Consider the following 17,148-nt stretch of genomic DNA (forward strand, 5'->3'; position numbering starts at 1 on the left):
GGTTCGGGATTTTTGTCTGTATTATTATTGGATCCCCAACAATTCCACTTCAAAAATAAGGGTACTGTTCGGGCCTATCTCTTTACTGATTTGCTCCTCGCCATACGCCAGATTGGGTGGCAAAGTTAACCGCCATTTGCTTCCCACAGTCATTAATTGCAAAGCTTCTGTCCAGCCAGAGATAACCCTATTGAGTGGGAAAGACGCCGGTTTGCCGCGTTTAACAGAACTGTCAAACACTTCGCCAGTGATGGTTGTCCCATGATAATGGCATTTCACGGTATCTTTAGCTTTCGGCTTGGCGCCGTCGCCTTCTGTAATAATCTCATATTGCAGGCCACTTGGCAAAGTCACTACGCCATCTTTAGCGGCATTGGTTTCCATATAGGCTTTGCCATCGTTTAGGTTTTTCTCGGCCAAAGCTTTTTTCTTTTTTAATAATAAATCTGCAACTCCCATAATATTGTTTTTAAAATTCTATTATTAACAAAATGAAACCATTAATGCCCAGACTTCGCGTCCGCATCCTGTTTTACGTGGCCAAGATATTTGGTACAGTAAGCGCCAAAAATCAATATAACGATGTAGCAAAATACGGGAATAATAAACGAATGCTGAACCCCAAACTGATCTGCCAGATATCCTTGGATAATTGGGACAATAGCACCGCCCAAAATGGCCATCACCACTAATGAAGAGCCCTGACTGGTGTATTTTCCTAAACCTGAGATCGCCAATGTATAAATATTAGAGAACATAATCGAGTTAAAAATACCGATACCCAAGATGCTGTACATCGCCAAAGGGCCTTGGTTTAACATGGCTGAAATCAATAATAAAACATTGACAGCAGCAAAAATGGATAAAGTTCTTGCCGGAGCAGATTTCCCGATAAAAAATGCAACAAAGTTCAATGCAATAAACACGAGGAAGAAACTAATCTGCGAAAATGATAAATCAACAATACTGAAAATCACAAGGAAAACAGCAGCCGCAGCTCCCAGCATATACAATGCCTTCTTACCCTGGCTGATAGAATGGTTCAATGAAATAGCACCAAGGAAACGCCCTATCATGGCGCCGCCCCAATACAGGGAAAGGTAGTTTTTACTAACAACTTCTGTAAGATTCATCACCTGAGGCTGCTCCAGAAAGCTGATAATAAAACTTCCCACCGCTACTTCACCACCCACGTAACAGAACATGGCCAAAACACCAAATTTCAGGTGATTGTGCTGCAATGCGCCAAAACCTTTTACGATCTCATCACCCTCTACCTTAAAATCCGGTAGCTTTACACGGGAAATCATAACCGCTACCAAAAGTAAGATGGCTGCAAAAATGAGGTAAGGTATTTTTGTCGCTGATGCAGAGAAAGAACCGTCTGCTTCAGAAAATAATTCGAAGATCAAATGACCTCCTAAAACCGGCGCAATGGTTGTTCCAAAAGCGTTGAAAGCCTGTGTCATATTCAATCTGCTGGAGGCAGAATCCTCGGGACCTAACAAAGATACATAAGCGTTTGCTGTAATTTGTAAAACGGTGAAACCTAATCCTAAGATAAAAAGCGCACCTAAAAATAATGGATACGAAGCCATACTGGCTGCCGGATAAAACAATACACACCCAAACGCGGCCAGGAAAATCCCGAAAAGAATTCCCTTTTTATAACCAACTTTGTCAATAGGGTCACCCTTAGTCGTGGAAATGATAAAATAGATCAGCGAGCCTATAAAATAAGCACCAAAGAAACAAAACTGAACCAGCATTGATTCGAAGAAAGTGAGGCTGAAAAGTTGTTTGAGGTAAGGGATTAGGATGTCATTCATACAGGTGATGAAACCCCACATAAAGAATAAAAGCGTAATCGTCATCAAAGGAACAGTGTAATTCCTTTTCGATTGTACATCGTTCGTCATAATCAGTCTTTTTTGAAAATAAAAGAACCTAAAGATAATTCTTTTCCCGATAAATACTCTATTCTTAAAATTAATTTTGAATTCCGTCGCCGGAAAATATATTACATTCAGATAATGTGACTGTTACGCATGATTTAAGAAAACGCTATTGTAAAATTATAACCAAATTTGGTCTAAATGAGCTAAATTTAATTCACAAAAAAGCGGATGCAACTGCTGTTGATCCGCCTTTTCATTCTATTTATTAAAGGTTTATTCGCAAAGAATAATGCCTTTATCATTATTAAATTCTAAAACCCCGCTTTTGATTTCATACGAGAAAGCTGATTTAGCTTCATGCTCCTTGGTGAAAAACTTATTGTAAGGTGCGTTAACATGATCTGTATACACTTTTACCTTTCCTCCGACCAAAGCAGAAACTATCGCTGCGTGATTTTTGAAAATCTGGAACTCGCCACTTTTGCCAGGCAGTAAAACTGAATCTACTTCACCATCAAAAACAACATGCTCCGGAGTTAAAATTTTTATATTCATTTTAATTGGCTTTTGGCTTTTGGCTTTTGGCAAATAGCAATCGCTATCAGCTAAAAGCAATCAGCAAATTAAACGTTTTCTGCTAACATTTTCTGTCCGGCAGCAATGGCTTCCTCAATGGTACCTTTCAGGTTAAATGCGGCTTCCGGATATTGATCTAACTCTCCGTCAATAATCATATTAAATCCTTTGATGGTATCTTTGATATCAACTAAAGATCCTTTAAGACCTGTAAACTGCTCAGCAACGTGGAACGGTTGAGACAAGAATCTCTGTACTTTTCTAGCTCTGTAAACAACCAATTTATCTTCTTCGGACAATTCTTCCATACCCAAGATGGCGATAATATCCTGCAACGCTTTGTATCTCTGTAAAATTTCTTTTACTCTCTGTGCACAGTTATAATGCTCGTCACCAATGATTTCCGGAGCCAAGATTCTTGACGTAGAAGCCAATGGATCTACAGCTGGGTAAATACCTAATGAAGCAATTTTTCTATCCAATACTGTAGTGGCATCCAAGTGGGCAAAAGTTGTTGCCGGCGCCGGGTCTGTTAAGTCATCTGCAGGTACATAAACTGCCTGAACAGATGTAATAGAACCATTTTTAGTTGAAGTAATTCGTTCCTGCATCGCACCCATCTCAGATGCCAATGTTGGTTGGTAACCTACCGCTGAAGGCATACGTCCCAAAAGTGCGGACACCTCGGAACCGGCCTGTGTAAAACGGAAAATGTTATCTACAAAGAACAATACATCTCTACCCTGTCCTGATTCTCCACCGTCTCTGTAATATTCTGCCAAAGTCAAACCAGATAATGCTACCCTTGCTCTTGCTCCTGGCGGCTCGTTCATCTGTCCAAATACAAACGCTGCTTTTGAGTCTTTCATTACCTCTAGGTCAACTTTGGAAATATCCCATCCACCGTTTTCCATAGAATGCATAAAGTCATCACCATATTTGATAATACCAGATTCCAACATTTCTCTCAAAAGGTCATTTCCTTCTCTGGTTCTTTCTCCTACCCCTGCGAATACGGAAAGACCACCGTGACCTTTTGCGATATTGTTGATCAATTCCTGGATCAATACTGTTTTTCCTACACCAGCACCACCAAACAATCCGATTTTACCTCCTTTTGCGTAAGGTTCTACAAGGTCAATTACTTTGATCCCTGTAAAAAGAACTTCTGCGGAAGTAGATAACTGGTCAAATTTTGGTGCTTCTCTGTGGATGGGCAAACCGTTTTCTTTAGACAAATCCTGGATTCCGTCGATTGCATCACCCACAACGTTAAAAAGACGTCCGTTGATACCTTCACCTACCGGCATTGTAATCTGTTTTCCGGTTACCACAACATCCTGGCCACGTTGAAGACCGTCTGTAGCATCCATTGCGATACATCTTACAACATCTTCTCCAATGTGTTGCTCTACTTCCAAAACAACTTTTTGTCCATTGTTTTTGGTGATTTCAAGAGCATCATATATTTTTGGTAATTCTTCAACTTCATTAAAAACCACGTCGATAACCGGTCCAATAATTTGTGAAATTTTTCCTTTAATTAGGTTTGCCATTACTAAATTTTTACTTGTGCGCAAAGATAATAAAACTTCGCAAATCAGCATTGTATGAAAAAAAGATTTTTATCATATTTGTTGAACAATATGTAGCACCAATTTTAAGTGCATTTTTTCCCTCGGCAAAATTCAAATATATTTGCCCTAAAATTCAGAGTTTGAAAATCATCAGAGACTTTACAGATTATCAGCTGCAAACACCGCTAGCACTATCTTTAGGTATGTTTGACGGTGTCCACCTTGGGCATTTATCCATCATCCGCCAGCTAAACCAGATTGCGGAAAGAGAGCATCTGGAGTCTGCTATTCTCAGCTTTTGGCCTCATCCTAGAAAATTTTTAAATCCTAACGATAATGTCAAGATGCTGAATACACTTGAGGAAAAACTTGAACTTCTTGAAAAAAGCGGCATCCAAAATATTTTTCTCAAAACCTTTGATGAAGAATTCCGAAATCTAACCGGAACAGAATTCTGTGAAAAAATATTGGTTGATAAACTGAATGTTAAACATATTATAATAGGTCACGACCACACTTTTGGCAAGAACAAAAGCGGGGATTTTAATCTTTTGAACTCACTGTCGGGTGAATTGGGTTTTAAGGTAGATCAATTGCAGGCGGTGACGAACAATGACCTCAATATCAGTTCTACAAAAATAAGACATGCCCTCTCCGAAGGAAAAATTATAGAAGCCAACCAAATGTTAGGTTACTATTACCCTTTAACTGGAAAAGTGATCCATGGCAAAAAACTGGGCAGAACAATTGGCTACCCTACCGCCAATATTGAAGTGCCTGTCAACAAATTGCTTCCTAAAAACGGTGCTTATATAGTAGAAGTTGATGTTGACGGGGAGTTTTATAAAGGCATGCTGAGCATTGGAACCAATCCTACGGTGGACGATAAAAATCATTCTTTGCACACCGAAGTCTATATTCTTGATTTTGATAAAGACCTATATGGCAAAGAGATCACAGTCAAATTCAGGGATTTCCTTCATGACGAAATCAAATTCGATGGTATGGAAAAGCTGATTGAAAAACTGGATCTTGATAAAAAACTGACGGAAGAGTTTCGGTTTTAAAAAGCAATAAAGGATGGCAAAAACCATCCTTTAATTTTATAAATAAGCTCAATTTCTATTTCAAGGTGAACTTAATTTTCGTTCTGATATCATCAGAGGAGCTTCCTACAAGTGCTTCGAAATCACCTGGTTCTGCTACCCAATCATGTTTTGCGGGATCAAAATAACTCAATGCTGATTTATCAATTGTGATGGAGACATCCTTGGATTCTCCCGCTTTTAAATAAACTTTGTCAAAGCCTTTCAATTCTTTCAAAGGCCTTGGTAACGATGATTTTAGGTCGCTGATGTAGAGCTGTACCACTTCTGCACCGTTTACTTTACCCGTATTTTTAATATTTACAGTAAACGTAATTTTGTCATCGGCAGTTAGTTCAGATTTATCGGCTTTCACTTTTCCATATTCGAAAGTTGTATAACTGAGGCCATGCCCAAAACTGAATAGTGGTTTGATATGTTTGGTATCATGCCAGCGGTAGCCAACTAGGATGCCTTCATTATAAGTAATATTAATAGGATCTTTTAAATCTTTGCCTTTTCCAGCAGCCAATTCTGCTTTGTTTCCGGGATATTCTCCCAAAGCGTGCGCAGAATTATCTTCTAACTTAACAGGGAAAGTGAAAGGCAATTTCCCTGAAGGATTAGCATCTCCAGCCAAAACTGCTGCAATGGCGTGTCCAGCTTCGGAACCAAGATACCAAGATTGGAGAATAGACGGAACGTCTTTTACCCAAGGCATTGCCACGGCATTGCCGGAAATCAACACAACAGCTAGGTTTTTATTAGCTTTGGCCAAAGCGGAAATCACTGCATCCTGATTATAAGGCAAGCCGTAACTTTCCCTGTCCATGCCTTCTGCATCCTGATGATCACTTTTGTTAAGACCTCCCACAAAAACAACAAAGTCTGATTCTTTCGCCACTTTTACAGCTTCTGCAATCAGTTCTGATGAAGAACGGGTTTCTTTAAGATTCTGGCCCGATTTCACGCCATTGTAATCACCACCTACATCTCCCACATAACCTCTGGCATACACCACTTCTGCTTGTTTGCCAAATCTCTCCTTAATTCCGTCCAGTGGCAGGGTTTCGTATTTAACTTTTAGGGAAGAACTTCCGCCCCCCACTGTCATCATTTTAATCGCATTCTCACCTATGACCGCAATTTTTTTAGTTTTTGATAAATTGATTGGCAAAGTCGCTCTTTGATTCTGAAGTAGGACAATGCCTTCCATCCCAATCTGTTTAGCTGCAGCAATATGATCCTCCGAAGCAATTGAACCTAATGGCTTATTCCTGTTCATGGATGTTTTATAAGCTAAACCAAGAACACGGCGGACTTTATCATCCAGTTCCTTGGTACCGACTTTCCCAGCTTTAATCAAATCGAGGTACGGTTTTGCCATGTAATAATTATCATAAGCATTACTGGTTCCCTTTGATAAACCATTGGTCCATGATCCGAATTCTAAATCTAAACCATTATGGATAGCCTGATTGGTATCTAAAACAGCACCCCAATCTGATATAACTACACCTTTGTAGCCCCATTCACCTTTCAGGATATCATTGAGTAAATATTGATTATGGCTGGCATGCTGACCTTTATACAAATCATAGGCTCCCATAATAGTCCATGAATCACCTTCCTGAACTGCTGCTTTGAATGGTGGTAAATAGATCTCATACAATGCCCTGTCATCTAAAATCACGTTACTTGTATGGCGGAAAGTCTCCTGATTGTTTAGTGCAAAATGCTTTACACTTGTGGCCACACCATTTGCCTGAACACCTTTAATATAGGGTATAACCATCTGGGAAGTTAAAAAAGGATCTTCCCCCATATACTCGAAATTGCGCCCATTGAGCGGTGTACGGTAAATATTTACACCCGGCCCAAGAATGACATCCTTTTTTCTGTAACGAGCTTCTTCGCCCAATGATTTTCCATAGACGGAAGACATATTACGGTTCCACGTTGCGGCTAACGCTGTCAATGCAGGATAAGCAATAATCGAATCATTGGTCCAGCCTGCCTGGTCCCACTCGTCCCAAAGTACCTCTGAGCGGACGCCATGCGGTCCATCAGCCGTCCAAAGCTCGGGAATCCCCAGCCTGGGAACGCCATGCGAACTGAATTTGGACTGTGCATGGATAAGATTGATTTTTTCTTCCAATGTCATCTTGGACATCGCATCCTCTATACGCTGCTCCACAGGCTTGGAATCATCCTGATAAATAGGTAACTTCTTCTGAGCAAAGCCAAATTGCATGATGCAACCAAGCATTGACAAAACCACTATTTTTTTGATCATAATATTTAATTTTCTATACAATTTAAGAATGCTAAATATACAAATTCCTGTATTATCTCAAAATGAGAAAATAAAAATTTACAAGATCATCAATGAATTATCAGAATTCATTGCGTTATAAAGTAAACTGAATGTTAATAAAAATAGTTAGCTAACAATCTCTGACTGGAGCTTTTTTGGCAATGATTGGAAAACCAAATCATAAGAATGGTCAATAAGCTGGATAATTAAATCTTTCTTTAGTCCATCACAAACCACCGAATTCCAATGGGTTTTATTCATGTGGTAGGCGCCGGAAATCTGGGGAAATTCTTCGCGTAAAGTTTCGCTCCACTCGGGGTTAGCTTTTGCGGAAAAGCTGGTAGGTTGTTTCTCAAGGCGAATTAACAAAAATATTTTGCCTGCTACCTTAAATACGAGAGTTTCAGAATTGAAAGGAAAACTTTCTGTGACACCATTTTTAGCGAGGCAATAATCCCTGATTTCTTCAACTTCCATAGATGAGTAGATTAGAATTTGAAGGTATTCTTCGGCAACTCTTTATTGATTTCGATTTTGTTGATCATCATGACATAATCGCTGTCTTTTTTAGGCGATGATGATTCGATACGGTAAGGCATCAATACGTTGCCAACACGCTTATAATCGGAATAAGTGAGGACTTCATCTTTTTTGATTTCGCGAAAAAGCATGTAATTTTTCACATCAAAAAAATAAATGGTTTTGTTGACATTTTTGGTCAACTCAACTTTATAAAAATACTGCTCACCAATCTTTTCTTTACCCAGGAATTTGGCTTCAAACCCTTTGTTATCCCAGTCTATAAAATCATTATCAAAATTTTCGGGGACATAATCATTATATTGCTGAAGCTTATTCTGTGCATAGTTCATCGCGTAACCATTTTTGCCATCGTAACCCTCTACAGGCGTCTCTTTACCCGCCATTATGATTGCTGTTTTTGTAAGATTGGGACGTTGCTGATAAATTTTTATAGGGTATTGGTCATTAACACCCAAGGTTACGCGACCCTGAATCTGAACGGTGTTGAGGAGTTTCCAGCTGGTAAGGCCACCAGAATTTTCTATATTTTTATCAATAATTTCTTTGGCACTTTGTGCCGTTGCAGTAACCGAAAATATAATGGAAAATATATAGATGAATTTTTTCATGCCTTAATTTTAAGGCTTCAAAGATAATTATTTTTTACACTTTGCTGGTTGCTATTTGCAGCTTTAACCATATTTTATAAGTCATTGTTGCCGGTATTTTTCCCAATATTTTTTGAAAAACATAAACCAAAGTATATTTTGGTTTATGTTTTGAATAAAAAATCAGTATTCGAACTTCAACAAACAGAATAATCAACAACTTTATGCAACAAAACGACATCCGCACTATTGCGCTGATTGGCGCCGGTCCGGCAGCGCTCTTGATACTTAAAAACATGCTGGATGTGGGCTTTTTCCCTAATCAAATCTATGTATTTGAAAAAAGTAACAGGCTTGGCGTTGGAATGCCTTACAGCAAATATGGATCGGGCAAAGAGCATGTTGCCAATGTTTCTGCCAATGAACTCCCTCATTTCACAATTGGATTTGAAGAATATATCAAAAACCACCCTACCAATCAGTATCCGAATTTTTTTTCTAACGGTGAGATTAATCCTTATCAGGTGATCCCAAGATTGCTTTTAGGTGATTATCTGGAGTTTCAGTTTAATTGGTATATGCAACAGCTGAGGGAAAAAGGTGTTGACATTATTTGTAAGAAAAATTGCACTGTTGAAGATATAATTCCGGAAAAAAATGGCCTGTCTTATCGTATCATTTCAGAAAAAAATAAGGCGTTCTTTGCGACAGATATTATCATCTGCACAGGACATTATTGGCCCAAAAAACATGAAGGAAAAGTAAAAAATTGGTACGACTCACCTTATCCGCCATCGAAATTCAAAGAATCTGTTGATTTCCCAATAGCAATACGGGGCACATCGCTCACAGCTATTGATGCTGTAAAAACAGTAGCTCGTCTGAACGGGCATTTTGAATTTTTGGATGATGACAATTTGAAATACCATCTAAATGAAGAATCTAAAAATTTCCGAATCACTCTTTTTTCTACAGGAGGTTTTTTACCGGCACTGAGATTCCATTCGGAAGGTGAAGCATACAGTAATGATTGGATTATGACACTGCAAGAAATCTATGATTATAAGCGTCAACACGATGGATTTGTAGATTTGGATTACGTTTTTGAAATCAATTTTAAACAATCTCTAAAAAAGAAAGATCGGGATTTCTATAATCTTATTAAGGATTTAAGCATCGAAGAATTCGTAGAAATGATGATGGAAATCCGAAAAGAAGTAGACAGTTTTGATCTTTTTGAAGCAGAGTATAAAGAAGCGAAGAAATCAATTGCAAGGCACAAACCTGTCAGTTGGAAAGAAGCATTGGCAGCATTTAGCTATGCCATGAACTATCCTGCCAAGCATTTCTCCGCCGAAGACATGCTGCGTCTTCGCAAAACATTGTTGCCTTTGATTTCTATTATAATCGCATCATTACCACAATCCTCTTATCGGGAAGTGATGGCATTGTATGATGCCGGCATTATCGATCTCATACAAGTGGACAAAGACAGTTATGTGGAACCTGGCAAAGATAGCGGCGTGGTTTATCATTATATATCTACTGACAATAAAAGAACATCAGCCTATTATCCCTTGTTTATTGATGCTATTGGGCAACAGCCATTAGATTTGGAAGATCTTCGGTTTGAAGGCCTCAAAAAAGATAAAGTTGTCAGCAGGGCTTACCTTAATTTTAAACAAAATGAAGCTGCTTTGGCCTTATCAAAAGATGAAATTGATGATCAAATATTTCGTACATCCGCAGATCATTATGCGCTGCGTGTGCATGGGCTGGAGATTAACGATTATTTCCAGTCCCTCAATAATTACGGAGAGATTATCAGCAACTTATATATTATGGCTGTTCCGTTTATCGGAGGTCTTAATCCTGATTACTCGGGCCTTGATTTTTGTGATACAGCAGCAGAAAGGATTGTTAAAGCTTTATCAGATAAATATTAAGTGGTTTTTTGATATTTAATAAAAAAAGGAACGAAAAATAATTTCGCTCCTTTTTTATGGATAAAAGATTCGTTATTTATTGATTTTAACCAGCTCTACGTCAAAAATTAGCCATGCATTTGGTGGAATTACGCCACCGGCGCCTCTTTCTCCGTAACCTAAACTTGGCGGGATTAGCAAAGTTGCAGTTTCACCTTCCTTCAGTAGCATAATACCTTCGTCCCAACCTTTAATTACTTGGCCAACACCAATTGGGATATCAATAGGCTCGTTTCTTTTGAAAGAACTGTCAAACTCTTCTCCGCTAACCAATTTACCTGCATAATGTACAGAAACCTGATCACCAGCTACAGGCGAAGCACCAGCAGTCGTTTTGGTAATTTTATAGAAAAGCCCTGATGGCGTGGATTGCATACCGGCTTTCAAATCATTAACCAATTTCTCCTGATTTTCTGCGAATTCTTTTAGTTTTCTTTGTTTCTCTTCTTCGGCTTTGGCAAGGTAAGCTTTATTAATCTCTTGGATTTTTGTTTTGCCTTCGTTAAAGATTTTTGCAGCATCATAATGCTTGTACTGGTCACCTTTGCTAAAGATTGTTACTTTAGTTAGCACAACATCCGTTTTTGGTTTGTCCTGAGGACCCTTTTCTACATTTGCGATAGAATCTATAACCGCTTCACCTTTTACCACTTTTCCAAAAATCGTATGCCTGCCATCTAACCAGGGTGTTGCCACTTCGGTGATGAAAAACTGGGAACCGTTGCTGTTAGGACCAGAATTAGCCATGGATAAAATCCCTTTTCCTGTATGCTGAAGATCGTTTTTTTCGTCATCAAACTTATAACCAGGATCCCCCATACCGGTACCCTTAGGATCACCACCCTGAATCATGAAATCTTTGATCACACGGTGAAAAATAGTCCCATCATAGAATGGTTCGCCTTTTTTCTTAGCCTTATTTTCTATTTTTCCTTCTGCAAGCCCAACAAAATTGGCTACTGTAACCGGTGACTTTTTTTCTTCCAATTTTACAAGGATGTCACCTTTGCTGGTTGCTAAATTACTATAAAGCCCGTCTGGCAAGCTTTTGTAGATTTCTTTGTCTATTTCCAATGTTTTACAATTTAATAATGTTAATAATGTTACCGATAGTGCAATGATTTTTTTCATAGAAATTGTTAACTCCTTTTTATAATGCTTTTAATTTGATAATAAGTGGCATATCATTCGATATTTTTTTGTTGTCACCATACGTGCCATAAGCTAAGACAGATGGTATCAAAAGTTCGGCCTCCTGCCCTTTTTTCAGATAACGTACAGCATCTTCCACGGCATCCATCTCATGAAAATGTCCTAGCTCTGCATTGATATTCTCCACCGGGGTATCATATAATTTGATTCTGTCAAAATCATAAATATAATATTGATAAGAGACCCTTTCCCCGTTATTTTTCCTGTGGTTATTCTCCAGGTTTTCAATGTTTACCCAATAGTTCATACCCATCGGGTAATATTTCACATTTTGTGATTTGATCCAGTCTTCTATCTGAGTCCTCTCGAGATTATTAAGTTCTTTCGACCTGTTTTTGGAGATATTCATCTCATCTTGTGACAAGAATTGATCTTTCTGAGGATAAACAGGGGTTTGTTTGGAGCAGGATGCCAGTGTGATGAATGTTATGGAGAATAGCAGGTATTTCATTTTTAATAGAAATTATTGAGCAGGATTATAAAAATCTTTTGCGAAAATAAGGATTTTGTCAGACTTAATTATCATCAAAATAAAAACCGGAAAAAATCTCCGGTTTCATAATACTATATACTAATATAATTTTTTAAAGGTCGTACACCTGCTCTTCCACAAGTACTCTCCATCCAAACGGGTCTTCTGCCTGATTGGTCTGGATATTGGTAAGGTCTTTTTTGAGCATTGCTGCAAAACTTTCTTCTTCAGCCAATTTTGGTAAAGGCAAACGCTCACCATTATAACCCAAAGCTTCAAAGATACTTGTTACAACAGCTGTTCCTACACCCCAAACTTCTTTAAGTGTACCGTTTTTTTGAGCTTCTATAACATCCGAAACTTTTACATCTCCCACAACTACTTCCAATCCTCTTCTTTTCGCTAACTGAAGAAAACTATCCCTGGTAACACCATCCAAGATTTTTTCAGAAGTTTTTGGTGTATAAATGGTGTCATTAATTCGAACAAAGACATTCATAGTTCCACTTTCTTCAAAGTACTCATGGGTGCTGTCATCTGTCCAGATAATCTGGTCATAGCCCTCTTCTATTGCCAATTGAGTAGGATAAAAAGATGCGGCATAGTTACCGGCAGCCTTTGCAAAACCAACACCACCATTGGCAGATCTTGAATAATGATCAGAAATCTTCACAGAAACCGGAGCGGTATAATAGCTTCTGGCCGGCGTAGCTACAATAGCAAAAAGATATTTTTCTGATATTCTAGCTTTCAACCCTTCTTCTGTTGCAAACAATAATGGTCTCAGATACAGAGAAGTTCCCTCTCCCTGAGGAATCCATGCTCTGTCTATATCAACAAGCGTTTTGAGTCCTTGCATAAAAATTTCTTTCGGAATCTCAGGAATTGCCAATCTTTTTGCGGATTTGTTAATACGTTCTGCGTTCTTTTCCGGGCGAAAAAGGAAGACTTTACCGTCTTTGTCCTTATAAGCCTTCATACCCTCGAAACATGCCTGACCATAATTAACCCCCATCATAGCAGGGGTGAAACCGATCGGGCCATAAGGAACTAATTGAAGCTCCCCCCATTTTCCGTTATCATATTCACAAATGATCATATGATCTATAAATGTGTTCCCGAATGAGAAGTTTGATGGATCAAATGAAGAAATTCTTGGGTTTGAAGATTTTTGAATTATCATCTTTTAAATTTTTATTGAGGTATTACAAATATATAATAATTTTCTAAGAATAAAAATTTAGATTAATTTTGTCAAAAATTAAATTTGAAAAGAGAGTTAATTACCACCAGTGACGGCAGCAAATCCTTATTAATAAAGGATTTAGACGAAACATACCATTCGAGGCATGGTGCTTTACAAGAGGCTCAACATGTATTTATCAAAAATGGACTCAATTTAAAATATGATTGCGACATCAATATTTTGGAGTTAGGATTTGGTACAGGTCTTAACGTTTTGGTAACATTTGATGAATATTTGAGAAATGATAAAAATCATATCGTCAATTATTTTGGCATAGAAAAATATCCAGTTTCGGAGGAAGAATCGTTAGAATTGGCTTATTCTGAATTATTTGACGACCAAAAAGTTAAGGATTCTTCGTTTAAAATTCATCAATCAGAATGGGAAAAACCATATCAATTAGCACCTAGTTTTTCATTAACAAAAATTAAAGACGATTTTTTCAACATAAAAAATATTGAGCTACCTCCTATTGACCTTGTCTATTTTGATTGTTTTGGAGCACGCGTACAGCCTGACCTTTGGGAGAAGGAGCTTTTAGAAATTGTAACTTCTACAATGAAATCCGGAGGATTATTAACCACTTATTCATCAAAAGGAAGTGTGAGGCGTGCGTTGAAGGAATTGGGTTTCGAAGTAGAAAAAGTGCAAGGACCTCCCGGAAAAAGAGAAATGATCAATGCCTGGAAAAAATAAATTTCCTAAATTTAGCTCAACAAATCACATATTAATATGATTGACAAGATCAACGTCCGCGTCTATGCACTTTGTATCAAAGACAACAAGATATTGGCTCTGCATGAGGAATATGCAGGTGATTTCCTGTTAAAACTACCCGGTGGTGGATTGGAATTTGGAGAAAGTACTATAGATTGCCTAAAAAGAGAATTTCAGGAGGAGCTGAACGTCGAAATCCGTGTTATAGATCATTTTTACACCCAGGATGATTTTTTGGTTTCCAGATTTAGAGATAATGAACAACTTTTAACAGTTTATTATTTAGTTGAAATACTCAATGAAGAAGATCTTCTGATATTGGATCCTTGTATAGAGAAAACTGAATGGATTCCCCTAGAAGGTGAAAATAGATTTCCTTTACCTGTGGACAACAGGGTTTTTGAGCTGGCTAAACAAAAATTCCTGAAGTAGAACTTCAGGAATTTTCCATCTAACAATGTTAACATTATTATTGTACTTCTACAAAATTAACATCACCATCGTATTTTTTATCAATAATTAGAATTAATGCTGACCTGGAAGTGAATGATCTATTTTCACCGACAGATTTTTTGTATTTAACTTCCAAAATATTTGCATTTTTCTTTACAGACTCTGGCTTAAGATCTACCAACTGTGCCGAAGTGTCCTCGATCTGCGTTACAACAAATTCTTTTGAAAAATCAATTGGAGTTGGTTTTCCATTTTGTCCCATACTGGCTGCTGCTCCAAAAACTTTGTCAAAATCAGCCTGAGTTTCAATTTTAGTATTTCCAAAAGCGGCCGCTACGGTATTCTTAACGAAGTAATTTTTTGCCACCTTGTAAGGAACATTTTCGTTAAGTGTTGAATCGCCCGGCTTTACAGAGTTACACGATGTTACTGCTACTGCAGATAGCGCAATACATGTGGCAAGGCCGGCTCCTTTGAGATTATTTAGATTAAAGAAGGTGACGAATTGTAAAAAATGTTTTTTCATAGTAATTAAATTTATTGGTTATATAGATATCGCGTTGCGATTATCACAAAAAAATTGATCCATTTCAAATATACAAAAAAAATAACGATCAATATTTAATCAGTCGTTTTAAAAAAGATAATGATATAAAGTTTAGTGGATAAATTGGATATTTTTAAAATACTCCAGATCAAATGTAAGATGGCTTTTATATTATTAATTAAAAAAATAATACAAAATAAAAAAAGGAAAAATCATTCTTATCAATGATTTTTCCCTTAGTGTGACCTCAGCGGTGCATTTTCCGAACACTTTTATAGAAGATTTAGATAAACTTGCTAAACTCTCATCATTCATTATCTCAGATTGAAATATAGAGAATTTAGATGAAAGTTTTAGTTCATTATAAGACTTGGTGGCAAATACTTTAATTAGCAATTTTATAAATTTATATAATACATTTGAAGCAATAAGATATGAATTAATCTTGATTTAAAATAAACTCTTTGATAGTAATTTTAGCGAGCGTATGTGCTAGTGCTAAAATTTCAGAAGCCTCTTCATCTGAAACATTTAAACCTGAATCTTTGAGTATTTTTATTGCTACATCTAGTTTCATTTCTTGAAAATTCATCATCGACCCTGGCTCAAATTGGTACGAACTGTCAATATTAGAATTTTTCTTTTTTTTACTTGTAGGCACTATAGAAAAGATTAATTAGAAGGAGAATTATCTTTTTTTGTCACCTAAAAAGAATGTACCGACTTAAAAAATTTCCGATTTAACATTCAATAAAAATCGGAAATAATTGTTAAAAAAAGGGTTGTATAGATAACTGGAAATCTAATTATTGTTATTCTGGAATAAAAAAGATTTCGAGCTAGATGAGACTCTAGGATAAAAAAGATTATTGTGTATGCACTATACAAAATTCAAAGTTTTAGGTTCTCTAAAAATTACAAAATAGAACAAACCCATCACCAACAAAGAAATAGTGTAATAACTGGACTCTAAATTAGTACATCCAAGTCTAGATTATTCTTTTTCAATCTATCCAAAGATTCGTAAAACAAATAGTATTGCAAATAATAATCTTTATAAAGCAATTTTGTAAGTTCTAAAACTTATTTACCTTAAATAAATCCTATACACTCTCATATTAAAATAATTTATTTACAGGATTACCTTTCTCCAACCACTCTTTCACTCCACCCGAATAATTTTTCACATTCTCAAAACCGTTTCTCTTTAGAATTGGGAATTGAAGATTCAGAGATAGAAGTTGAATATCAAAGCGAAACCATTGGTAAATATGATTTGGATTTTAACGGAAATAATTTTGTTCTGAAAAATAAACAAACTGCTTGTCTGGCCAATGAGGCTTGCGGAATTCCAGAAGAAAATCAAAACAGAAAATCATCTGACTCGAATAATACTTGCTGCACTCCCAACTCAGGTTGTTGCTAAAAAAAGACTACATTATGGAAATCAAACCTATCATCAAAGACAACTTTTCGGAAGTAATAGAAATTTACAAGCAAGGATTGGCAACCAACGTAGCCACTTTTCAGAATGATTTGCCACAATAGGAAGAATGGGATAAAGACATCTCGATTTTTGTAGAATCAGCATTTATTATAATGACAAGATGATTGGCTGGGCGTCCTTGACACCAGTTTCAAGCAGATGCGTTTATGCTGGTGTTGCAGAGGTGAGCATTTATATTGCACAAGACGAGCGAGTTACCCTTTTGACAGAATTAATTCAACAGAGCGAAGAAAACGGCATATGGACATTGCAGTCTGGTATATTCGCCGAAAATGAAAGCAGTATTAAGTTACACGAGAAATGCGGATTCCGATTAGTTGGCTACCGAGAAAAGATAGTAAGAAAAATGGGGTTTGGAAAGATAAGGTCCTTATTGAACGTAGAAGCAAAAATATCGGAATAAATTAATAAACAATAAACTTAAAC

The 17,148-nt window shown here is 37.1% G+C and carries 17 protein-coding genes and 1 pseudogene; 6 read left to right on the top strand and 12 right to left on the bottom strand.

Going from position 1 to position 17,148, the window contains the following annotated elements; genetic code table 11:
• Positions 1–24: 24 nt before the first annotated feature.
• From AC00Y6_RS10485 to atpD, 4 genes are all read right to left on the bottom strand, one after another.
• Positions 25–459: an FKBP-type peptidyl-prolyl cis-trans isomerase gene (locus AC00Y6_RS10485; protein WP_474490573.1), complete on the bottom strand. Its 435-nt coding sequence runs from the start codon at positions 457–459 to the stop codon at positions 25–27.
• A 41-nt stretch (positions 460–500) separates the two neighbouring features.
• A complete protein-coding gene (locus tag AC00Y6_RS10490; protein ID WP_474490574.1) occupies positions 501–1,919 on the bottom strand; it encodes a sugar MFS transporter in 1,419 nt (472 codons plus the stop codon).
• A gap of 252 nt (positions 1,920–2,171) precedes the next feature.
• A complete protein-coding gene (locus AC00Y6_RS10495) occupies positions 2,172–2,453 on the bottom strand; it encodes a FoF1 ATP synthase subunit delta/epsilon (protein ID WP_474490575.1) in 282 nt (93 codons plus the stop codon).
• Between the two features lie 68 nt (positions 2,454–2,521).
• Positions 2,522–4,030: a F0F1 ATP synthase subunit beta gene (atpD, locus tag AC00Y6_RS10500; RefSeq protein WP_474490576.1), complete on the bottom strand. Its 1,509-nt coding sequence runs from the start codon at positions 4,028–4,030 to the stop codon at positions 2,522–2,524.
• Between the two features lie 161 nt (positions 4,031–4,191).
• Here atpD and AC00Y6_RS10505 point away from each other — a divergent pair, with 161 nt between their 5' ends.
• Entirely contained in the window at positions 4,192–5,118 is a 927-nt protein-coding gene (locus AC00Y6_RS10505) for a bifunctional riboflavin kinase/FAD synthetase (protein WP_474490577.1), read from the top strand.
• Positions 5,119–5,173: 55 nt separating this feature from the next.
• On the opposite strand, the gene AC00Y6_RS10510 is transcribed toward AC00Y6_RS10505, so the two are convergent.
• The 3 genes from AC00Y6_RS10510 to AC00Y6_RS10520 form a co-directional block, all read right to left on the bottom strand.
• The gene (locus AC00Y6_RS10510) at positions 5,174–7,432 is read right to left on the bottom strand and encodes a glycoside hydrolase family 3 C-terminal domain-containing protein (protein WP_474490578.1); all 2,259 of its coding nucleotides are present in this window, start codon (positions 7,430–7,432) and stop codon (positions 5,174–5,176) included.
• 147 nt (positions 7,433–7,579) lie between these two features.
• Positions 7,580–7,930, bottom strand: a complete 351-nt coding sequence (locus tag AC00Y6_RS10515) for an MmcQ/YjbR family DNA-binding protein (RefSeq protein ID WP_474490579.1) — start codon at positions 7,928–7,930, stop codon at positions 7,580–7,582.
• 11 nt (positions 7,931–7,941) lie between these two features.
• Entirely contained in the window at positions 7,942–8,604 is a 663-nt protein-coding gene (locus AC00Y6_RS10520; RefSeq protein WP_474490580.1) for a histidine kinase, read from the bottom strand.
• 203 nt (positions 8,605–8,807) lie between these two features.
• On the opposite strand from AC00Y6_RS10520, the gene AC00Y6_RS10525 reads away from it, so the two are divergent.
• Positions 8,808–10,529, top strand: a complete 1,722-nt coding sequence (locus tag AC00Y6_RS10525) for an FAD/NAD(P)-binding protein (RefSeq protein ID WP_474490581.1) — start codon at positions 8,808–8,810, stop codon at positions 10,527–10,529.
• Between the two features lie 72 nt (positions 10,530–10,601).
• Here the strand turns inward: AC00Y6_RS10525 and AC00Y6_RS10530 are convergent, their stop codons facing one another.
• From AC00Y6_RS10530 to AC00Y6_RS10540, 3 genes are all read right to left on the bottom strand, one after another.
• Positions 10,602–11,699, bottom strand: coding sequence for a peptidylprolyl isomerase (locus AC00Y6_RS10530; RefSeq protein ID WP_474490582.1), 1,098 nt, complete (start codon positions 11,697–11,699; stop codon positions 10,602–10,604).
• Positions 11,700–11,718: 19 nt separating this feature from the next.
• Positions 11,719–12,231, bottom strand: a complete 513-nt coding sequence (locus AC00Y6_RS10535) for an FKBP-type peptidyl-prolyl cis-trans isomerase (protein WP_474490583.1) — start codon at positions 12,229–12,231, stop codon at positions 11,719–11,721.
• 133 nt (positions 12,232–12,364) lie between these two features.
• A complete protein-coding gene (locus AC00Y6_RS10540) occupies positions 12,365–13,435 on the bottom strand; it encodes a branched-chain amino acid aminotransferase (protein WP_474490584.1) in 1,071 nt (356 codons plus the stop codon).
• An 84-nt stretch (positions 13,436–13,519) separates the two neighbouring features.
• On the opposite strand from AC00Y6_RS10540, the gene mnmC2 reads away from it, so the two are divergent.
• A complete protein-coding gene (gene mnmC2 / locus AC00Y6_RS10545; protein WP_474490585.1) occupies positions 13,520–14,194 on the top strand; it encodes a tRNA (5-methylaminomethyl-2-thiouridine)(34)-methyltransferase MnmC2 in 675 nt (224 codons plus the stop codon).
• Between the two features lie 36 nt (positions 14,195–14,230).
• On the top strand, positions 14,231–14,647 hold the full coding sequence (locus AC00Y6_RS10550) for an NUDIX domain-containing protein (protein WP_474490586.1): 417 nt from the start codon (positions 14,231–14,233) through the stop codon (positions 14,645–14,647).
• A gap of 37 nt (positions 14,648–14,684) precedes the next feature.
• On the opposite strand, the gene AC00Y6_RS10555 is transcribed toward AC00Y6_RS10550, so the two are convergent.
• Positions 14,685–15,194, bottom strand: coding sequence for a hypothetical protein (locus tag AC00Y6_RS10555; RefSeq protein WP_474490587.1), 510 nt, complete (start codon positions 15,192–15,194; stop codon positions 14,685–14,687).
• 460 nt (positions 15,195–15,654) lie between these two features.
• Positions 15,655–15,792 carry a hypothetical protein gene (locus AC00Y6_RS10560; protein WP_394660249.1) on the bottom strand — a complete coding sequence of 46 codons (138 nt, stop codon included), beginning with the start codon at positions 15,790–15,792 and terminating at the stop codon, positions 15,655–15,657.
• A 633-nt stretch (positions 15,793–16,425) separates the two neighbouring features.
• Between AC00Y6_RS10560 and AC00Y6_RS10565 the strand changes: the two are divergent.
• Positions 16,426–16,641: pseudogene (locus AC00Y6_RS10565) on the top strand (DUF6428 family protein); the annotation flags it as partial.
• Between the two features lie 181 nt (positions 16,642–16,822).
• Positions 16,823–17,125, top strand: a complete 303-nt coding sequence (locus tag AC00Y6_RS10570) for an N-acetyltransferase family protein (RefSeq protein ID WP_474490588.1) — start codon at positions 16,823–16,825, stop codon at positions 17,123–17,125.
• Positions 17,126–17,148 lie beyond the last annotated feature (23 nt).

The organism is Epilithonimonas sp., from assembly GCF_056329745.1.